At 62.9% G+C, this 20,208-nt stretch carries 16 protein-coding genes, 1 tRNA gene and 1 other RNA gene; 10 read left to right on the top strand and 8 right to left on the bottom strand.

Annotated elements, in window-relative coordinates:
* Positions 1–49 precede the first annotated feature (49 nt).
* The 5 genes from fumC to ssrA all read right to left on the bottom strand — a co-directional run bounded on the left by fumC (position 50) and on the right by ssrA (position 4,332).
* Complete coding sequence (fumC, locus tag HOY44_RS00310) at positions 50–1,444, bottom strand: class II fumarate hydratase (protein WP_287432400.1); 1,395 nt, start codon at positions 1,442–1,444, stop codon at positions 50–52.
* 62 nt (positions 1,445–1,506) lie between these two features.
* Positions 1,507–2,061, bottom strand: a complete 555-nt coding sequence (locus HOY44_RS00305; protein WP_287432399.1) for a class I SAM-dependent methyltransferase — start codon at positions 2,059–2,061, stop codon at positions 1,507–1,509.
* An 81-nt stretch (positions 2,062–2,142) separates the two neighbouring features.
* Positions 2,143–2,637, bottom strand: coding sequence for an SspB family protein (locus tag HOY44_RS00300; RefSeq protein WP_138423306.1), 495 nt, complete (start codon positions 2,635–2,637; stop codon positions 2,143–2,145).
* 71 nt (positions 2,638–2,708) lie between these two features.
* Entirely contained in the window at positions 2,709–3,926 is a 1,218-nt protein-coding gene (gene chrA / locus HOY44_RS00295; protein WP_287432396.1) for a chromate efflux transporter, read from the bottom strand.
* 56 nt (positions 3,927–3,982) lie between these two features.
* Positions 3,983–4,332, bottom strand: a transfer-messenger RNA (tmRNA) gene (ssrA, locus tag HOY44_RS00290).
* A 433-nt stretch (positions 4,333–4,765) separates the two neighbouring features.
* Here ssrA and HOY44_RS00285 point away from each other — a divergent pair.
* The 10 genes from HOY44_RS00285 (at position 4,766) to HOY44_RS00240 (ending at position 15,572) form a co-directional block, all read left to right on the top strand.
* Complete coding sequence (locus HOY44_RS00285) at positions 4,766–5,185, top strand: universal stress protein (RefSeq protein ID WP_008328444.1); 420 nt, start codon at positions 4,766–4,768, stop codon at positions 5,183–5,185.
* Positions 5,186–5,205: 20 nt separating this feature from the next.
* Complete coding sequence (locus HOY44_RS00280; protein ID WP_138423075.1) at positions 5,206–6,936, top strand: BCCT family transporter; 1,731 nt, start codon at positions 5,206–5,208, stop codon at positions 6,934–6,936.
* An 89-nt stretch (positions 6,937–7,025) separates the two neighbouring features.
* Positions 7,026–7,463, top strand: a complete 438-nt coding sequence (locus HOY44_RS00275; RefSeq protein ID WP_138423076.1) for an SRPBCC family protein — start codon at positions 7,026–7,028, stop codon at positions 7,461–7,463.
* 31 nt (positions 7,464–7,494) lie between these two features.
* Entirely contained in the window at positions 7,495–8,922 is a 1,428-nt protein-coding gene (locus HOY44_RS00270) for a cryptochrome/photolyase family protein (protein WP_287432393.1), read from the top strand.
* A 60-nt stretch (positions 8,923–8,982) separates the two neighbouring features.
* Complete coding sequence (locus HOY44_RS00265; RefSeq protein WP_138423078.1) at positions 8,983–10,191, top strand: SAM-dependent methyltransferase; 1,209 nt, start codon at positions 8,983–8,985, stop codon at positions 10,189–10,191.
* Positions 10,192–10,201: 10 nt separating this feature from the next.
* A complete protein-coding gene (locus HOY44_RS00260; RefSeq protein WP_138423079.1) occupies positions 10,202–10,666 on the top strand; it encodes a TrgA family protein in 465 nt (154 codons plus the stop codon).
* On the top strand, positions 10,663–11,793 hold the full coding sequence (locus HOY44_RS00255) for an NUDIX domain-containing protein (protein WP_287432391.1): 1,131 nt from the start codon (positions 10,663–10,665) through the stop codon (positions 11,791–11,793). Before HOY44_RS00260 ends, HOY44_RS00255 begins: the two co-directional genes overlap by 4 nt.
* A gap of 60 nt (positions 11,794–11,853) precedes the next feature.
* Positions 11,854–12,888 (top strand): cysteine synthase A, encoded by a 1,035-nt coding sequence (locus tag HOY44_RS00250; RefSeq protein WP_287432389.1) that lies wholly within the window; start codon positions 11,854–11,856, stop codon positions 12,886–12,888.
* Positions 12,885–15,416: a DUF3772 domain-containing protein gene (locus tag HOY44_RS00245; protein WP_287432387.1), complete on the top strand. Its 2,532-nt coding sequence runs from the start codon at positions 12,885–12,887 to the stop codon at positions 15,414–15,416. Before HOY44_RS00250 ends, HOY44_RS00245 begins: the two co-directional genes overlap by 4 nt.
* A gap of 66 nt (positions 15,417–15,482) precedes the next feature.
* Positions 15,483–15,572: transfer RNA gene (locus tag HOY44_RS00240), tRNA-Ser, on the top strand.
* 579 nt (positions 15,573–16,151) lie between these two features.
* Here HOY44_RS00240 and HOY44_RS00235 read toward each other — a convergent pair.
* Genes HOY44_RS00235 through HOY44_RS00225 form a run of 3 tightly spaced genes read right to left on the bottom strand, consistent with a single transcriptional unit; the run spans position 16,152 to position 19,806 of the window.
* Positions 16,152–18,101, bottom strand: coding sequence for a DUF3732 domain-containing protein (locus HOY44_RS00235; RefSeq protein ID WP_287432386.1), 1,950 nt, complete (start codon positions 18,099–18,101; stop codon positions 16,152–16,154).
* Positions 18,098–18,586, bottom strand: coding sequence for a three component ABC system middle component (locus HOY44_RS00230; RefSeq protein ID WP_287432385.1), 489 nt, complete (start codon positions 18,584–18,586; stop codon positions 18,098–18,100). Before HOY44_RS00230 ends, HOY44_RS00235 begins: the two co-directional genes overlap by 4 nt.
* Positions 18,583–19,806 (bottom strand): ABC-three component system protein, encoded by a 1,224-nt coding sequence (locus HOY44_RS00225; RefSeq protein WP_287432384.1) that lies wholly within the window; start codon positions 19,804–19,806, stop codon positions 18,583–18,585. The genes HOY44_RS00230 and HOY44_RS00225 overlap by 4 nt, the downstream gene beginning before the upstream one ends.
* Between the last annotated feature and the right edge of the window lie 402 nt (positions 19,807–20,208).

The raw sequence follows: 20,208 nt of genomic DNA, 5'->3' as shown, positions 1-20,208 counted from the left end.
AACGGCGCGGCCCGGGTGGGGCGCGCCGTTTGCGGTCCGGTCGAAACGATCAGTCCTTCGGGCCGATCATATCCTCGGGCCGGACCACGCGGTCGAAGGTTTCTTCGTCCACGAAGCCAAGGCCGATGGCCTCTTCCTTCAGCGTCGTGCCGTTCTTGTGCGCGGTCTTGGCCACCTTGGTCGCGTTGTCGTAGCCGATGGTGGGGGCCAGCGCCGTGACCAGCATCAGGCTTTCCTTCATCAGCTTGTCGATGCGCGCCTCGTTGGCCTGAATGCCCATCAGCATCCGCTCGGTGAAGCTGTCCGCCGCGTCGCCCAGAAGCTGGATCGATTGGAGCAGGTTGTAGCTCATCATCGGGTTGTAGACGTTGAGCTCGAAATGCCCCTGCGAGCCTGCGAACTTGATCGCCGCGTCGTTGCCCATGATATGCGCCGCCACCTGAGTGAGCGCCTCGGCCTGCGTCGGGTTAACCTTGCCGGGCATGATCGACGAGCCGGGCTCGTTCTCCGGCAGGATCAGCTCGCCCAGACCCGAGCGCGGGCCGGAGCCCAGGAAGCGGATATCGTTGGCGATCTTGTAGGCCGCTCCCGCCGTGGTCGCGATGGCGCCCGACAGGAACACCATGGCGTCGTGGGCCGAGAGCGCTTCGAACTTGTTGGGGGCGGTGACGAAGGGCAGGCCGGTGATCTCGGCCATGTTCGCCGCGACCTCTTCACCCCAGCCGGGGCGGGTGTTCAGCCCGGTGCCGACGGCAGTGCCGCCCTGCGCCAGTTCATAGATCCCCGGCATGGCCAGCTTGATGCGTTCGATCCCGTTGCGGATCATCTGGGCGTAGCCCGAGAATTCCTGACCCAGCGTCAGCGGCGTCGCGTCCTGCGTGTGGGTGCGCCCGATCTTGATGATGTCCTTGAACTCGTCGCGCTTGGCTTCCAGCCCGGCGGCGAGTTTTTCCAGACCCGGCAGGAGCACGTCGCGCACCGACATGGCGGTGGCGATGTGCATGGCCGTCGGGAAGGTATCGTTCGAGGACTGGCCCATGTTGCAGTGATCGTTCGGGTGAACCGGGTCTTTCGATCCGATCACGCCACCTAGGATTTCGATGGCGCGGTTCGCGATGACCTCGTTCGCGTTCATGTTCGACTGGGTGCCGGACCCGGTCTGCCACACGACCAGCGGGAAGTTGTCGTCGAACTTGCCTTCGATCACTTCGCCGGCGGCCTGAATGACGGCCTCGCCGATCCCCGCGTCCATCGCGCCCGCTTTGGTGTTGGCCTGCGCGCAGGCTTTCTTGATGACGCCGAGCGCGCGCACGATGGCGACGGGCTGCTTTTCCCAGCCGATGGGGAAGTTCATCAGCGAGCGTTGGGTCTGTGCGCCCCAGTACTTGTCGCTGGGCACTTCGAGCGGGCCAAAGCTGTCGGTTTCTGTGCGGGTCTCGGTCATGTCAAAAGCGCCTCCGAATGGAATCTGGCGCCTTCATACCAAGTGTTTCGCAAGGATCAACGTCAATGCTGTATACGATGGAATGCAAAGACGTGGGCGGGGGGAAGGTTGGCCCAGACCATCCCGCGATAGGTAGCGGTAACACCCAGTTCCGCCTGCATCGCCGTCCCGATGGGGGCGCGGGGGGAATAGGTGATCTGGCTGAACCAGCCGGTCGGCGCCATCACGTCCAGCGCCCGGCCCACCACATCGCGCTGGATCTGGGGACGCGCCAGCACGGGGACGCCCGACACCACCGCGCCGATGCCGGTCAGGCCGATCTTCTGGATGTCCTGCGCCGGGCGGTTGAGCACGCGCACGCCGGGGAAGCGGTCGCGCAGGATGGCGCAGAAGTTCTCGTTCGTCTCGAGCAGCGTCGGGCGAGACGGATGCACCCCGCGCATGAGGATTTCGCGGGTGAAGCTGCCGGTGCCCGGCCCGATTTCGACGATGGGGCCGCGCACGTTTTCCAGACCGCGGGTCATCTTGCGGCCCACCGCCTGCGACGACGGCGCGATGGCGACGACTTCGCCGGGTTTGCGTAGGGTCTCTTTCAGAAAAAGCGTGACGTTCGACATGGGATCCCCCTGTTGGCTGGGGGAGAGAGACGACAGGTGCGTAACGCGCCCATGTCGGCGGGCTGAAGGTTTTGTGACGGCTTACTTGCGGAAGCTGTCGAGGCTCACGACCTCGGCGTCCTTGGGGGCGGATTTGCCCTTGTCGGCCTCGCGCGCTTCGCGGACCGGACGCGCGGGCGCGTCCTCGATATCGGCCACATCGTCGTCTTCGTCGTCGTCATCGTCCTGCGTTTCGAACCGCAGACCGAATTCCACCGATGGGTCGACGAAGGTGCGGATCGCGTCGAAGGGGATGTACATGCGTTCGGGGTTGTCGCCGAAGTTCAGCGTCACCGCGAACCCGTCTTCGGTGACGTCCAGATCCTCGAACCAATGCTGCATGACGACCGTCATATCCTCGGGAAACCGGTCCGAAAGCCAGTCGGCCAGTTCCACCTCGGGGTGCATCGTGTCGAAGGTGATGAAGAAATGATGCGCACCGGGCAGCCCGTTTTCGGCCACGTCGGACAGAACCTGACGAATCAGGCTGCGCATGGCGTCGTGCATCAGGTTTCCGTAGTCAATGGACCGCGACATATTGGTTCCCATGGTCTCCTGCCCTCACCATACGGGATTCGGAAGGGATGAAAAGGCGGCGTGTTCACATTTCACGGGACCATGCCGGTGAGCCATCCGGCCCCCGCCAGAAGCACGAGGGCGAGGGGAAGCGGCAGGCGGAGGAGCGTGAGAAAGACCGCCGCCAGCACCGTCAGCCCGACCGCGACCCATGACAGATCGCCGGGCGTTAACTGACCGTTTTGAAACAGGAAATGGCGTGCGAAATACAGCGCGAGGGCAGCGATGACGCCGACGACCGCCGCGCTGACGGCGCTCAGCCCGGCGGCCAGCCGGGGATGCGCCGCGAGCCGGTCCAGATGCGGGGCGAGCGTGAAGACGAGGCCGAAGCAGGGCGCGAACACCGCCCAGAGCGTCAGCACGCCTGCACCAAGGGCCGCTCCGGTACCCATCGGGGCGGCGGCGACCATGCCCGCGAACTGGGTGACGAGGATCAAGGGGCCGGGCGTCGTCTCGGCCAGCCCCAGCCCGTCGACCATCTGGTCGGGGGTGAGCCAGCCCTGCGTTTCGACCAGCGCCTGCGCCATCCACGCGAGCGCGGCATAAGCGCCGCCGAAGCTGAAGATCGCGAGGCGGGAGAAGAAGGCGGTGATCTGGGCAAGATGCTCTGCGCCAATCAGCCAGAGGATCGCGAGCGGTGCGAGCCAGAGGAAAGCCCAGAGTGCTGCCGTCCTGACGCTGCGCCCGACGGGCGCCGGGGTCGCCACATGCTCGACCGTTCCGCTGCCGAAGGCCGCGCCCGTGAGCGCGGCGACGAGGACGACCACGGGAAACGGAAGCGAGAAGAGGGCGAGGGCGATGAAGGCGGCCAGGGCGAGGGCGCGGGCCCTCCATGTGGTCAGAACCTTGCGCGCCAGCCGCGCAAGCGCCGTGGCCACCACCACGATCACGGCTGCCTTGATGCCCATGAACGCCGGCTCGACCCCCGGCAGATCGCCCCAGCGCAGGTAGGCCAGCGTGATGAGCGCCATGGCGACCGCACCGGGCAGCACGAAAAGCGCCCCGGCGATCAGCCCGCCCAGCGTTCCCCGCAGACGCCATCCGGCGTAGGTGCAGAGCTGCATCGCCTCGGGTCCGGGCAGGAGCATGGCGAAGGACAGGGCGCGGGTGAACTGCGCCTCGCTTAACCAGCCCAGCCTGTCGACGAGTTCGCGGTGCATGACGCCGATCTGCGCCACCGGCCCGCCGAAGGACAGAAGGCCGATCTTGGCGAAGGTGCGGATCAGGTGGCTCAGGCTGGGTGGCTGCATGGCGCGATAGGGCCAGCAACCCGTGAGCGGCGCAAGAGCGATCGTGATGGGGAATTAGTGCAGGTTTCTGTTGCCAGGTACCTGCGAACCCCGCCTTACGCTGCTAGGCGCAAGGGCTTAAATTTCGATCTTTCGGACTGCTTAGGCAGCCAGAGCGATCGGAGCACGATTGTCGTTGGCAATTATGCATTGTGAACCGATAACGGTGGTATCTCACCGGGACAAAGCAACACCTTTACACGTTCGTCGATCCTGTTTCGGCCCCATGTCCCCCCAACGACGGGTGTTTGGTGGAGCCGCCGGGTACCGCCCCCGGGTCCGATCCGCTTATTACGAGCGCGTTTATGCCCATAGTCCCCGAAGGGACAGGACAGATATAGGCCGGACCTTGGGGTTTGAGAAGGGGGTGCGGGCGAAATCCGGTGCGGATTCCGGTTCGAATTCGCGCGATGAAGGTGCGGGCGACGAGGCGGCATTCCTGGGCGTCGCAGACGACTTCGCCTGAATGGCGGCCTTGGCGGGCCGGATATGGTGAAGGTCTGGATCGCGCAGTGGGGCGTGTGGCAGGCCGCCATTCCGACGGGAATCAGCCCCTCGATTCGGCACTCACCACCGCGCCCGACATCCGGCCCGGGCCGTTTCGGCCTGCGCCAGCGTCGCTTGATCGCCTGTTTGCGACGCCGATGTCGCAAATGGGGAAACTCGTTTGCGAAATCCATATCCTACGTTAACCTTCACTTACGGGCGGACGCGTTGCGGAGACGCCGCATCGCCCCCCGAAACGTCAAGAAGATGCGGGCGGCGCCCTAGGGTCCCGACCTGCACGGAGAAGGGGGACCATGTTCAAACACATCATGGCGCCGGTCGATCTGGGTCATCTGGAGGGGCTGGAACATGCGCTCAAGGTGACGGCCGACCTCGCCAAACTTTATGACTGCGACGTCACTTATGTCGCCGTCGGCGCATCGACCCCGGGCAGCCTCGGGCACAACCCCGAGGAATTCGCGCAGAAACTGGGGGAATTCGCGGCCTCGCAAGGTGAATTGCATGGGGTCCGGACCAAGCACCACGCGATGACGTCGCATGATCCGACGACCGAAATGGACGATGCGCTGCTGAAAGCGGTGGACGAAACCGGGGCCGACCTCGTGGTCATGCAAAGCCACGTGCCGGGGCTGATGGACTACATCTGGCCGTCGAACGGCGGCAAGATCGCGGGCCATGCCAAGGTCTCGGTCATGGTCGTGCGCGGCGCCTAAGCGAACAGGAAGGATAACACATGACGGAAACAACCGACGATCAGGGCATACCCCAACCAACGGGTCATGCCGACGTGATCGAAACCGAATACGAGATCGGGCAGGACAATATCGAGTCCTCGATCGGGCCCTTCGGGTTCGACATCCACAACCCGGTCTTCCTGATCTCCGGCCTTGCGATCGTGGCGTTCGTGCTGTTCGCCTTCATCGCGCCGACGACGACCGCGAACTTCTTCTCTGGCGTCGATGCCTCGGCGGTCGAGGGATGCGAAGCGGGCGCGTTCTGCGATGTGGGTCTGAGGGCCTATCTCACGTCGGGCTTCGACTGGTTCTTCCTGTCGGCGGCCAATATCTTCGTGATCTTCTGCCTTCTGCTCATCGTGACGCCCCTCGGCAATGTGCGCCTCGGCGGCGTCGACGCCAAACCGGACTACGGTTACGCCGGCTGGTTCGCCATGCTGTTCGCTGCCGGCATGGGCATCGGCCTGATGTTCTTCGGGGTGCTGGAACCGGCCTATTACTTCGGCACGCCTTGGGGTGACGAGCCGCTCGGCGCCGTGCGTCCCTTCACCGAAGACGGCGCCCTCATCCCCGAGAACGTGGCCGAGGCGAAACGGATGGCGCTGGCCGCCACGTCCTATCACTGGGCCTTGCATCCTTGGGCGATCTACGCGGTCGTGGCGCTGTCGCTGGCATTGTTCAGCTACAACAAGGGCCTGCCGCTTTCGATCCGCTCGGCCTTTTACCCGATCCTCGGCGACCGTGTCTGGGGCTGGTGGGGCCACATCATCGACGTGCTCGCGGTGTTTGCCACGCTCTTCGGTCTGGCGACCTCGCTTGGCATCGGCGCACAGCAGGCCAATGCGGGGCTCGGCTTCGTCTACGGCGTGCCGGTCAACACCACGGTTCAGGTCATCCTGATCTGCGGGATCACGGCCATCGCGCTCGTCTCGGTGCTTCGGGGTCTCGACGGGGGCGTCAAGATCCTGTCCGAGATCAACATGGTGGTCGCGGTCGCGCTCCTGCTCTTCGTGGTCATCACGGCGGGCGTCGTGCAGGTGTTCGGCAACTTCTTCACCGGGCTTCTCGGGTATTTTCAGGAGATCATTCCCCTGTCGAACCCGATCGGACGGACGGATGACGGCTACCGCGAAGGCTGGACCGCGTTCTACTGGGCCTGGTGGATTTCCTGGTCACCGTTCGTGGGCATGTTCATCGCCCGCGTGAGCCGTGGTCGTTCGGTGCGCGAGTTCGTCACCTGCGTTCTCATCATCCCGTCGCTCGTCTGCGTGTTCTGGATGGCGACCTTCGGCGGCTCCGCCATCGCCGATATGGTGGCGAGCCCGGAAGCCTCGGCGGTGAAGGCGAACGTGATCGACAGCTACAAGCCGGAACTGTCGCTCTTCGCGATGCTTCAGGGCCTGCCGCTTACCGCGATCACCTCGACCATCGGGATCGTGCTCGTCATCGTGTTCTTCGTGACGTCGTCCGACTCCGGTTCGTTGGTCATCGACACGATCACGGCGGGCGGCAAGGTCGATGCGCCTGTCCCGCAGCGCGTGTTCTGGTGCACCTTCGAGGGGGCCGTCGCCATCGCGCTCCTTGTCGGGGGTGGGTTGTCATCGCTTCAGGCGATGGTGATCTCCACCGGCCTGCCGTTCACGATCATCCTGCTGCTCATGTGCTACGCGATCTGGAAGGGTCTGGCATCCGAGCGCACGACGGTGAAAGAGGCTCTGGCCGCAGAGTGACCCAAGCCCCCGGCGGCCCGTGTTGCCGGGGGTTCACACCGCTTGACAGTCCACATCATGCGCGCACTCTGGCGCAAACGGAGGCTGCCATGCGTTATGTCGAACAAACCACCATCGACCGGTCCCGCGACCGCGTGATCGCGAAATTCGACAACCCCGAAAACCTCGCGAAATGGCAGGAAGGGCTGGTGTCGATGACGCACCTGTCCGGCACGCCGGGGCAGGCGGGCGCGAAGTCGAAACTGGTCTACCAGATGGGCAGCCGGACCATCGAGATGGTGGAAACCATCGAAGAGAACGCGCTGCCCGACCGCTTCGTCGCGATCTACGAGGCCGACGGCATGTGGAACCGCAACGAAAACCACTTCGAGGAAACCGACGAGGGCAACACCGAGTGGTCGATGCTGTGCGAATTCCGGCCCAGCAGCCTTATGCTCAGGGTGATGGCGACGCTGATGCCGGGGATGTTCCGAAAGCAGACCCGGCAGAACATGGACGCGTTCCGCGATTTCGTCGAAAACGGTTGAACCGGGCGGGGTTACGGGGCGTAGACCCTGCATGAGTGCTTCAACCGTCATCCTCTGGTTTCGCCGCGATCTGCGGCTGTCCGACCATCCCGCCCTGTGGGCTGCCGCCAATGCCGGCCTTGTCATTCCCCTGTTCATCCGTGACCAGTCCGTCGATGGCTTGGGCGCCGCCGCGAAATGGCGGCTGGGCGAGGGGCTGCGGGTGTTTTCCGAGGCTCTGGAAGACCGCGGCCTGAAGCTGATCCTGCGGCGCGGCAACGCGCGCGACGTGTTGCGCGAGGTGATCGAAGAGACCGGGGCGACCGAAGTGCATTGGTCCCGGCTTTACGACCCGGAAGCGATCGAACGGGACACGGATGTGAAATCCGCGCTCAAGGATGCAGGTATCGTGGCCGAAAGCCACCCCGGCCACCTGATATTCGAGCCGTGGACGGTCGAGACTCAGACGGGCGGGCCTTATAAGGTCTACTCGCCGTTCTGGCGCGCCGTGAAGGACCGCGACGTCGATGACCCGCTGCCGACGCCGGACCTGACCGGGCCTGAGAGCTGGCCCGACAGCGACGATCTGGCGGACTGGGCGCTTGGCGCGGATATGAACCGTGGGGCCGGGGTGCTCGCGAAATACTGCAATCCGGGCGAACGCGCGGCGACATCGCGCCTCGGGTCGTTCGTGGCGCACAAGATCGACGCCTACAAGGCCGACCGCGATCTGCCGGCCGAGGATGCGACCAGCCGGATGTCGGAATATCTGACCTATGGCGAGATTTCCCCGCGCCAGCTTTGGGCCGCCGGGGCGCGGGCGAAGGACGCGGGCAAGGCGGGGGCCGAGCATTACCTGAAAGAGGTGGTCTGGCGCGAGTTCGCCTATCATCTGCTCTACCACTTCCCCCAGATGCTGACCGAGAACTGGCGCGAGGGGTGGGATGACTTTCCGTGGCGCGAGGATGAACGACTGGCCGAGGTCAAGGCGTGGAAGCAGGGGCGGACGGGCGTGCCCTTCGTCGATGCGGCGCTGCGCGAGATGTACGTCACCGGCTACATGCACAACCGTGCTCGCATGATCGTGGCGAGTTACCTGACCAAGCACTGCATGATCCACTGGCGCGTGGGGCAGGCGTGGTTCGACGATTGCCTGACGGACTGGGATCCGGCCTCGAACGCGATGGGATGGCAGTGGGTGGCGGGCTGCGGCCCGGACGCGGCCCCCTATTTCCGTGTCTTCAACCCCGAGACGCAGGGCGAGAAGTTCGACCCCAAGGGCACCTATCAGAAACGCTGGATCGCCGAGGGGCAGACCAGCCCGCCCGAGACCGCCACCGACTATTTCGAGGCGATCCCGCGAAGCTGGAAAATGGAGCCGGGCGGAAACTATCCGCGCGAACCTGTCGTGGGTTTGAAGGAGGGGCGCGAAGCCGCGCTCGCCGCATACGAGGCGCGTCCGAAAGCCTCAGAAAGTTAAGAAACCCTTGCGAGAGCGGGAAAAATCCGCTCACCTATCCAAAAAGACAGGGACGACCGAATGATCCACACCTCGACCAAGGGGCAATCCGACTTGCCCCGCTATTTTCCGCAGGTCTTCTTCATCGCTCAGAAAATCGGCAAAGGCCGTGTCGATTTCGTGATGCCCGATGGCCGGACGTTCCGCGCCGAGGGGAAGGAACCCGGGCACGTGGCCGAGGTGCATATCCATTCCGACGACGTCTTCGCCCGCCTTGTGCGCGAGGGCGATCTGGGATTTTGCGACAGTTACATCGAGGGCGGCTGGTCGACGCCCGACCTGCAATCCTTCCTCGACTTCATTCAGGACGGGAACGATGTGCTTTACGCGGGCTTCAACGGCGGCGGCATCATTCGCGCCTATGAACGGTTCCGCCACTGGCTGCAACGCAACACCAAGAAACAGGCGAAAAAGAACATCTCGGCCCATTACGATCTGGGCAACGATTTCTACACGCTCTGGCTTGACGACACGATGACCTACAGTTCCGCCTACTTCAAGACCGGGCAGGAAAGCCTTGAAAAGGCTCAGGAACAGAAATACGCCAGCATGATCGACGAGATGGGCGCGCAGCCCGGCGACCATGTGCTCGAGATCGGGTGCGGCTGGGGCGGTTTCGCCGAATATGCCGCGAAAGAGCGCGGGCTACAGGTCACCTGCCTGACCATCAGTCAGGAGCAGTTCAATTATGCCGTGGATCGCATTGAAAAGGCAGGGCTTTCCGACCGGGTGACGATCAAGCTTCAGGACTATCGCGACGAAACCGGCCAATACGACGGCATCGCCTCGATCGAGATGTTCGAGGCGGTGGGCGAGAAATACTGGCCGGTCTATTTCGAGACGCTGAAGAAGTGCCTGAAGCCCGGCAAGCAGGCGACGCTCCAGATCATCACGCTGACCGAACGGCGCTATGAACGCTATCGCAAGGGCGTCGATTTCATCCAGAAATACATCTTCCCCGGTGGGATGCTGCCCTCGAAGACGGTGCTGCGGGCCGAGATCGACAAGGCCGGACTCGCGTTTCGCAACCAGATCGCGTTCGGGGAAAGCTACAGCGTGACGCTCAGGCGCTGGTTCGATACGTTCAACGCGAAATGGGACCAGATTCAGACCATGGGGTTCGACGACAGGTTCCGGCGGATGTGGAACTTCTACCTTGCAGGCTGCGCCGCGGCGTTCCACACCGGCAACTGCGACGTGGTGCAGGTCACCGTGGGAAAACCCGCCTGAGGAGCCAGACATGGCCCGGATGAATGCCAGACGACTGCCGACCTTCGCGGGTCTCGTGGCCGCGATCTTGCTTGCCGTGCTTGGCGTCGGCGTTTCGGAACTGACGCGGCCCTATTTCGACGAAGGCACACCGCTTACGTGGCTGCACCCGGTCGCGGCTGCGATGGGGCTGATCGTCGGCTGGTTCTTCACGGGGCCGAAGCTGCAAAAGGGCAAGGGGAACCCGGTTGCGATCGGGCTGACCTCTTCGATCGTGCAGGCCTTCCTGACCATGTTCATCTTCGCCTCGGACCTGATGCTGACGCGGGCCCTGCGCAATTCCTACCGCACCGTGATGGAAGCGGTCGCCGGCGTGTTCGAAGCGATGATGGATTACGGCATCCGGGTTGCGCAGCCCGACGTGATCGTCGCCACGCTTCTGGGCGGGGTTCTGGTCGGCTTCATCACCAACTGGGTCGCACGGCGGACACGGTGAGCGGCCTTCCGATCTTCGTTTTCGGCACCCTGTGCCATGATGCCCTGCGCGACGTGGTGCTGGGGGACGCATCCGGTGTGGTGGCCGTGCCCGCTTGTCTGGGCGACTACCAGACCCATTGGGTCGAGGGGCAGGACTATCCCATGCTGGTGCCCACGCCGGGCGCGCAGGCCGATGGTCTGATCCTCGACGGTCTGACCGACACCCATCGTGCGAGATTGGACTTTTTCGAGGGCGGGTTCGGCTATGACCTGATCGAGGTCGACGTGACCTCGGGGGGCGAGACCCGGAAAGCCTTGCGGTTTCAGCCCGATCACGATGCGCGGCCCGGCGTGGCTTGGCGCTTGTCGGACTGGGCCGATTTGCACGCGCCGCTCTGGGTCGCGGCGGCGCGCGAGGCGATGGGATATTTCGGCCGGATCACCGGGGCCGAACTTGCCGCGCGGATGCCGCTCATCCGGCTTCGGGCCGCGGCGCGGGTGCGGGCCGAGGCCTCGCTTCCCGCAACGCTCCGCTCGGACATGGACACGTCCACTGACATCGACGTGTTCGCCACGCGCCAGCCCTATGTCGACTATTTCGCCGTGGGCGAAGTCGATCTGACGTTCCGCCGTTTCAACGGCACGATGAGCGCGCCGGTGACCCGCGCGGCCTTTCGCATGGGCGATGCGGTAACGGTGCTGCCCTACGACCCGGTGGCCGACACCGTCCTTCTGGTCGAGCAGTTCCGCATGGGGCCCTATATGCGCGGCGACCCGAAACCTTGGCTGCTGGAACCCATCGCGGGCCGCGTCGACCCCGGCGAAGCGGTCGAAACGACGGCCCGGCGCGAGGCGCTGGAAGAGGCCGACCTGAACGTCACGAAACTGCATTACGTCAGCGGGCATTATCCCAGTCCGGGCGCGGTGACCGAGTTCATCTATGCCTACGTGGCCGAGGCCGATCTGTTGGCCAAGGATGGCACCGTCGCGGGGCTGGCGAGCGAGGCGGAGGACATCCGCTCGCACGTCATATCCTTCGATCACTTCATGCGGCTGGTCGAGACGGGCGAAGTGGCGGCGGGGCCGCTCGTCACCTCGGCCTATTGGCTGGCACTCAACCGCGCACGATTGCGCGGGGATGCTTGATACCCGCCCCCCGGTCACATACCAAGAAGAGGGAATGTGACGACATAAAAAGGCAGGCTCATGGACACGCGCAAGGATCTGGTGGATCTGATCGGGAACACCCCGCTGGTGAAGCTGAAAAAAGTGTCCGAAGAGACGGGCTGCGACATCTACGGCAAATGCGAGTTCATGAACCCCGGCCAGTCGGTCAAGGACCGCGCCGCGCTGTTCATCATCCGCGACGCCATCGCGCGCGGTGAGCTGGCCCCCGGCGGCACCATCGTCGAGGGGACGGCGGGCAACACCGGGATCGGCATCGGGCTGGTCGGCGCCGCCATGGGCTTTCGCACCATCATCGTGATCCCCGAAACGCAGAGCCAGGAAAAGAAGGACATGATCCGCATCGCCGGTGCGGAACTCGTCGAAGTGCCGGCGGTGCCTTACAAGAACCCGAACAACTACGTGAAATACTCGGGCCGGCTGGCCGCCGAGATCGCCAAGACCGACCCCAAGGGCGCGATCTGGGCCAACCAGTTCGACAATGTGGCGAACCGTCAGGCGCATATCGAAACGACCGGGCCGGAGATCTGGGACCAGACCGACGGTAAGGTTGATGGCGTGGTCTGTGCGGTCGGCTCCGGCGGCACGCTTGCGGGCCTTGGCATGGCGCTTCAGCCCAAGGGCGTGAAGGCCGCCATCGTCGACCCCGAGGGCGCGGCACTTTACAGCTACTACACCACGGGCGAATTCGCCTCGGAAGGCTCCTCGATCACCGAGGGGATCGGGCAGGGGCGCATCACCGCGAACCTCGAAGGCTTCACCCCCGACATGGCATACCGCGCCACCGATGCCGAGGCGCTGCCCTATGCGTTCGACCTGCTCGAATACGAAGGCCTGTGCGTCGGCGGATCGTCGGCGATCAACATGGCGGGCGCGGTGCAGATGGCGCGTGAGATGGGGCCGGGCAAGACCATCGTCACGATCCTGTGCGACTATGGCACGCGCTATCAGGCCAAACTCTACAACGCCGAGTTCCTGCGCGACAAAGGCCTGCCGGTGCCCGCGTTCCTCGCCCGCGAGCCCCGCGACCTGCCGACGGTGTTCGAGGACGCATGATCCAGCGGACCGCCCAAACACTCTGGCTGGCGCTCGCCGCGCTGTGTGTGAGCGTGGTCCTCGCCACCGCGCAGGACACCGCCGGGCAGGAGAACCCGGCCCCCGAACCCGAAATCGACGCGCCGATCGTCGACGATCCCACCGTGTCCGCCGCCGAGCAGATGATGCAGGGGATCGAGCCCCCCGATGGCGCGCCGGATTACGACGCGTGGTCTCAGGTGGCCGCGCGGGCCGAACGGGCGCTGGAAGCGGGCCGGGCCTCGGACGAGGTGCTCGAAGGGCTGCGCGACGAGATCGACGGCTGGCGGGCGCAGTTCGCGGCGGCGAGCGACGAGAACAAGGTGCGCATCACCACGCTGCGCAACCAGATCGCGGCGCTTCCCGAGCCGCCCGCCGATGGCGAAACCGAAAGCCCGGCGCTGGCGCGGGAACGCGAGCAACTGACCAGCCAACTGGCCCAGATCGAAACCCCGGTGCGGGCCGCCGAAGTGGCCTTTGCCCGCGCCGACACGATCATTTCCGAGATCGACGACCTGCTGCGCACCCGCCAGACGGAAGAGCTGTTGTCGGCCGGGCCGAATCCGCTCAACCCCGCCAACTGGTCGCAGGCCCTGTCCGACCTTGGCGCGACGATGCGCGATGCGTGGAACGGCACGCGGTCGTCGCTCGACACCGAAACGCAGCGCGCGGAATTCCGGCAGGCGCTGGTCCCGGCGATCATCCTGCTCGTCATCGCCTTCGTGCTGCTGTTTCGCGGGCGAAAATGGGTCATCAACGCGGGCAACCGCGTCCGGTCGAGCGGTGACGGGCCTGCGCGCGGCGTCTGGAGCTTCCTGATCTCGCTGGGTCAGGTGATCGTCCCGCTTCTCGGCCTAGTCGCCGCGATCCTCGCACTCAGCCTGTCGGGGCTGATGGCCCAACGCGCCCAGCTTATCGCGCAACTCATGCTGAGTATCGGGATCAACCTCATCCTCGCCCGCTGGCTCGGGGTGCGCGTCTTCGGGATGCCGGGGGCGGAAAGTCAGGTTCTGAACCTCGGCAACCTCGCCCGCGCCGAAGGGCGGTTCGAGGCGACGATGCTTGGCCTGTCCTTCGGTCTCTACGTCTTCGTGTTCCAACTCGCGGAATTCGAGGGCTACCCGGACGCGACGCGCGCCGTGCTCGAACTCCCCGTGCTGGTGCTGGCGGGCGTTCTGATGGTGCGCATGGGCAGGCTCCTGCGCAATCACCGCGAGTCGATCGAAACGGGCGAGGACGAAGAGGGGCCGAACTTCATCGACCGGACCCTGTCGCTGGCCGGGCGCCTGCTGATGATCGTCGGCATCGTCGGCCCGATCCTCGCCGTGCTCGGCTATTCCCAGCTTGCCGGGACGGCGGTGTTCAACACGGCCTCGTCCTTCGCGCTGATCGGCTTCCTTCTGGTGTTGCATGGGTTCTTCGTCGACCTCTACGGCATGGTGCGCAAAACCACCACGGCGGACGCGCAGAACGCGCTTGTTCCCGTTCTGGGCAGTTTCGTCGCCATCATCCTGTCGCTGCCGTTCTTCGCCCTGATCTGGGGCGCGCGGGAGAACGACCTGCGCGAAATCTGGGGCACGATGATGCGCGGCATCACCTTCGGGGATACGGTGATCTCGCCCTCGGACGTGCTGCTTCTGATCGTCGTCTTCCTGCTGGGTATCGGGCTGACCCGCCTGATCCAGGGGATGCTCAAACAGACGGTTCTGCCCAAGACCCGGATCGACATCGGCGGACGCAACGCGATCACGTCGGGCATCGGCTACATCGGCATTTTTCTTGCCGCCGTCATCGCGATCACCTCGGTCGGGATCAACCTGTCCTCGCTCGCCGTCGTCGCCGGTGCGTTGTCGGTCGGCATCGGTTTCGGCCTTCAGAACATCGTGTCGAACTTCGTGTCGGGCATCATCCTTCTGATCGAACGTCCGATTTCCGAAGGCGACTGGATCGACGTCGGCGGGCGCATGGGGATCGTCAAGGACATCTCGGTGCGCTCCACCCGGATCGAGACCTTCGACCGCACCGACGTGGTCATCCCGAACTCGGACCTGATTTCCGGGGTGGTCACCAACTACACCCGCGGCAACCGGGTCGGGCGGCTGGTGATGGACATCGGCGTCGGCTACGGATCGGATACCCACCGCGTGTCCGAGATCCTCATGGAGATCGTGATGGATCACCCTATGGTCACGGTGAACCCCGAGCCGCAGGTCGGGTTCATGAACTTCGGCGCCGATGCGCTCGAGTTTCAGATCCGCGCGATCCTGTCGGACGTGTTCTTCATCCTCAAGGTGCGCGACGAGCTGAACCACGAGATCGCGCGCCGTTTCGCCGAGGAGGGGATCGAGATCCCGTTCGCACAGCGCGACATCTGGCTGCGCAACCCCGAGGCGCTGCGCCCCGTGGCGGCGTCGAGCGACGCGACCGGCGTCACGATCCGCCGCCCGGACGACCCCCGACTCGACCCCGACAGCGACGTCACGCCCGAAGACGGGCTCGACGGCGACTGACCCCCGAAAAACATGCGAAATCGCCCCTTGCAAGCCGGGGCCGGGTCCGGGTAGATACCCCGGCACGGAGAGGTGGCCGAGTGGTCGAAGGCGCACGCCTGGAAAGTGTGTAGGCGGGAAACCGTCTCCAGGGTTCGAATCCCTGTCTCTCCGCCACTTGCCCTCGCGAAAGCGTTCTCTCAACCTGGCTGGGGCCGGATGTTTCCGTATTTTCAAAGGGGTTTGCGGTGTGGGCTGAACACCGCGGTATCGGCTCTTGACCAAAAAAAACGTTCTCTCGGCGGGTTATTCTCCAGTCCTGATGACTGGGCCGATTTAGTAAATTACTTGTAAGGCACTGTAAGTCATTGATTTTCCCGCAGGCCAACCTAAACACTTCGACCAGAGTCGCGCTCGCCGAGATGGAACAGAAATCGAATGTCCGCCTTCCTGTATGTCTCGCGCAATTTGCAAGCTGCTGCGGTGCGGCACACGTCGACATTCCGCATGATGGGCGGAAAGCGGACTTACAGAGGCGCCGTGAGACAGCAGCAGCAAGCCGTAGGAGCTGGCGCTCGTGCAGCCCGCAGCGAGACAGCTGTCAGTCGCGCTGCGAGGGGCAGAAAGCGGTCTGAGCGCAGGACAGTGTGGTAGTCGCAAGATCTCGGCAGAATTGCCCTTCAATCACGACGCGGGAGATTTCCGCGCTCTTAGTCGTCGCAGAGGGTGGGATGCACTTCAGTGCATTACGATCATTCAACCGCTCAGCGGCCAATCCTCGGGGACCAATGCGGGGGGCTTAGTCCATGGTATTTCGATGAGTGCATCCTGAAACCACTGGTCACGAAGATTCGCATGCTCAGTGACGATCAGTTGGAAGCCCGGCACATCGTCTTGGGTGAACTTCAGCAACAGCTCGAACAGCCGGCGCACCGCATTGAGGTCGGCGTCGGCTTCCGTTTTCTGCACCGAACCATCAGCATCCCTGTATACCTGCTCGGAGGGGAAGTAGACTTGGGTTGGTTGGTCGATCAAGAGGAATCGCGGAATCGGACAGTTGTTCTGCGCCGCGAATAAATGCAGGGCGAGCAGTGCCGACAGATGGTATGCCAAATGATTCTCGCCGCCGCCAGTCCTGCCCATCGGCACGGGACGCTCGGGTCGATCGAAAACTATTGTCAACTGCGGCAGGTTGAGTCGCGCAGGGTAACGACCGAATTCGGCGTTGAACTTCTGGATGTATTGCGACGCCTTTGCGGAAATGTTGTTGAGGATCGATGTCAGGCGTTCGTTTGTGTCGTCAGCACCGATCTGTTCTTCAAGCTGCTTAACTTTGTTGTTGAGACGGCGATTCTCCGATTCGAGTTTGGCAAGATCCTCGTTCGGGATGAGCGTTTCCAGGAACAGGCTGATACGGCCAACCACGCGCGCGGCGGCGTTGTTGCGGGTACCCATCTGGGCGATGACTTCGTTGGCTGAGATCGCCGCGGACAGCTCCGTTTCCTTCTGCTTGATATCGCCGATGATCCCATCCGCTTTGTTGGTCAGTTCGGCCAGGTAGGCTTCGAGCTTGGGGCGCTGGCCGGTGGCGATGCGCAACTCTTTGTCGAGCGATTCCAATTCATTGAGCAGGACGACGGCGATCGGGGATTCCAGCGCCAAGTTTGGTTCGCTGAACGGCCATTGCCATTCACCGCTGTCGGGGTTCTTCGGCAGCGCCTTGATTGAGGCTAGCCGGTCTATCTGTTCGGCGGCCTCGTTTTCGTATCCGCCCGCCCGCTTGGCGAACTGTCGTGCCGCGTCAATCCCGGCCTGCGTATCACGGCGATCCTGACGCAGTTGGGCCAGCTCATCTTCCAAAAACGAAACCCGGCTGCCGTCGTCGTCTGGCACCGTTTCGGGCTTCCACGACAGGGCCAATCTCAATGCATCGATGATCCCGTCGGCATTCGGGTCCTCGTCGGTGTTTCCGATGATCCCGACCGTCTTGGCTTCTGAGTAGAGTCCGATAGCTTGTTCGTGCGACGTGTCGACAGCGTCCCGAGCCTGTTCCAGCTTCTTGTTGCTGATCCTCAAATCTCGCTGCGCTAAGCGCAGCTTTGATTCCAACTCGTAGCGATCGGGGGTGGAGACGCCAAGCAAGATTGGCAACGTGTCGCGGATTGTCTGCGGTTGGAACTGCTCGTTCTGGCGATAGAAAAGTTGATCTTTGTTGGCGACCAGCCCCTGCTTCTGGAACAGATAGTAGAACGTATGCTTGACGTTCGCGTCGTAGCTAACTCTGCTGTGCTCAAGCGCGACTTCCGTGCGGTTCTCGGGAATGCCGAGCAAGCGCGACAGCAGTTCGACAATACTGTCATCGTCAGTGTTGACCGCCAGATCCTTGAACTCGGGCACCTGCAATTGGGCACCCCTCCGCAACATCGCCGTGCTGCAACTGGCGCCACCTCCGGGCGGCGTCGGCTTGGCAATCAGCACCTGTTCTTTCTCGATCTGATAAATCACGGCGAACCAGGACACCTTGTCGCGGATTATGCCCTCGGGGACGTTGAACGAGGAGCGTCCCATGCAGTACTCAATGATCTCAGAGAGCGCAGACTTGCCGGTGGAGGAGCGACCGGTGATGACGTTGAGTCCGTCTACCTTGAAACGGATGTCGCGGCGCTGGCCGTCATGGCTGTAGATGTGGATGGATCTGATCTTCATGGTCGAATCCCGAAAGTCGCATAAACGGTCGCCCGGTCAGCGATGCGTGCAAACTCCTTCCCGACGATCCGCGCCACTTTCTGGCAGGCAACGGTTTCGGCGGTTCCATCTACGCTTTTGCGGACCTTCTTGGGTACGGTCTGGATGCGACCATCGTCCGCGACGGCGATGCAGCCCCGTTCCATAAGCAGACCGAACCCCTCCAAGGCATACGGCAGCATCTGTGTAACCCGGTCGGCGAAGCCAACCATGATTTGCTGGTTCTTCTCTACGGTCTTAAGCAGGTAGCTGCGTGGACTGCCGACGATTACCTCGCGCGAATCCTTGTGCAGGCACAGTGGCAGCACAAGCAGCGACAGCGAAAATGGCATGCCGCGATCGTCGTCTTCCTCGTAGCCGTGCAGGGCACGTGACAGGACCAAGCCGCAGAATGCAGGATTGAAAAGGTTCCGAATTTCAAAGGGGCGCTGATCCCATCGCTTCACGAGGCCACCCCCAGGACATTGCCAAGGCGGTCGAGAAATCTCGGATGCCAATAGACCTTGGGTTCGGGGGTGGAATCCGCCAGAATGTGGTAGCTGCCGCGAAGGACATAGGGCTCCGTCACCCGCGCGCGAATGCGTAGGGATTCGATCTTTCCAGTCTCAAATTCCGCCCAGTTGTAGAGAGCCGCGCCGGCTTCACGCAGAGCATCCTCCGCACTGTCGTCCTTCAACTTCTCGAAAGCGACGTCCTTGTAGCGCCCCCATTCATCGGTGAGGCGATCTTCGTACTCCTCGACCTCTCCCAACACGAGCAGATTCTCGCGCGCCCAGGCCGATCGTTGTTCGAACGCCCGATAATAATCCAGAATTGCGCTCCTGATCCGATTGGAGGAAATACCAATCTCGCGCAGTTGGACCACGAACAGGCGTGGGTCCGTATCGGTGTCAATCTCGTCCGCAGGCAACTTCCCGCGGAAGGTGATAGGAAGGTTGTCTGCCTTGTATTCTTCTGCGAAGCTTGAGAGCCTGTCCGACACTTCGTAGCCGAAAATCCCTTCCGGCTTGTCGCCGGTCAAATGCTTGATCACTGCATCGGTCCACCAGCCTTCCAGCCTCTCGAAGACAAACTCGCGGTGATCACGCCGGATGGGCCTCATGTACTTGTCCCTGATTAGCGCCGGGATGTCGCTTATGCGTGGGCTGCCATCGAAGATCAGGATGCGCTCAAGAAAATCTTGCTTCTCAGATTCACCTAGTTCGTTGAACGCTATCGCGATCGGCGCAATGAGTCTTGAAGTCGACTCGGCAAGCGCGGCATCGGCCAATTCGGTCAGCGTTGTTCCGTCGTCGGAAGCGACAGTCCGATCTGGGAGAAGACGAGCAAGGAACGAGCCGGTTGAGACCGTGCCGGTGGTGAATAAGAAGAACCTCAGGTTCGATGCAGCGCGGCCATCCCGCTTGTAACGCTCCAGCCAGATGTTGACGGACTTCCAGAAATCCGTCGACAGGTTATTCAATCTATCGCCAATCGCCTTGTGTTTGAGTGAGGCCAAGGACTTGCCACCGTCACTATCGACGAAATCGAGGTCATCGTCCTTTTCGAGACAAACAGCCGTGTCCTCTGGCAATTGAAGCAGGTGCAGCAGGGCAAGACGCGCCTGATAGATGTATCCTAGACCTTGCTCGCCAGCTGAAAACCTATCGGCACGTGCATTGGCCATAAGTAATTCCTCTTGTGTATGCTCGGCACGCAGATCCAAACGATGAACAAGCGGGTCTAGTATTTTGCCCTGCTGCCACCGTTACCGATTGTATGAACCAAATCAATGGGACCGTTTCCCAGAGAAGTTTTCAGATCGAGGAACCGGGCGAGGTTCACAGCCTTAATCGCGTACCACTGTGACCGAACGGTAGCATCAGGAATCGATGCACACAGCAAGCAGTATAATCGAGCGGCGGCTATGGGCCGTTTTTGTCAGGTGCCCCGCTCAATTGGGTGTTCCCCATCGTGCGCTGCCGCATGTCCATGTCGTTTCAAAGTGGCCGATGCTACGCTGCGAAAAGATACCCAATGCTTGGGGCCGGCCAAAATCTGCGAAGATAGAAACGAGCTTTCCGATTGG

Source organism: Maritimibacter sp. (assembly GCF_016774595.1).
Taxonomy (GTDB): Bacteria; Pseudomonadota; Alphaproteobacteria; order Rhodobacterales; family Rhodobacteraceae; genus Maritimibacter; species Maritimibacter alkaliphilus.
The sequence above is the reverse complement of the archived record's forward strand: the minus strand, read 5'-3'. Positions and strand labels throughout refer to the sequence as shown.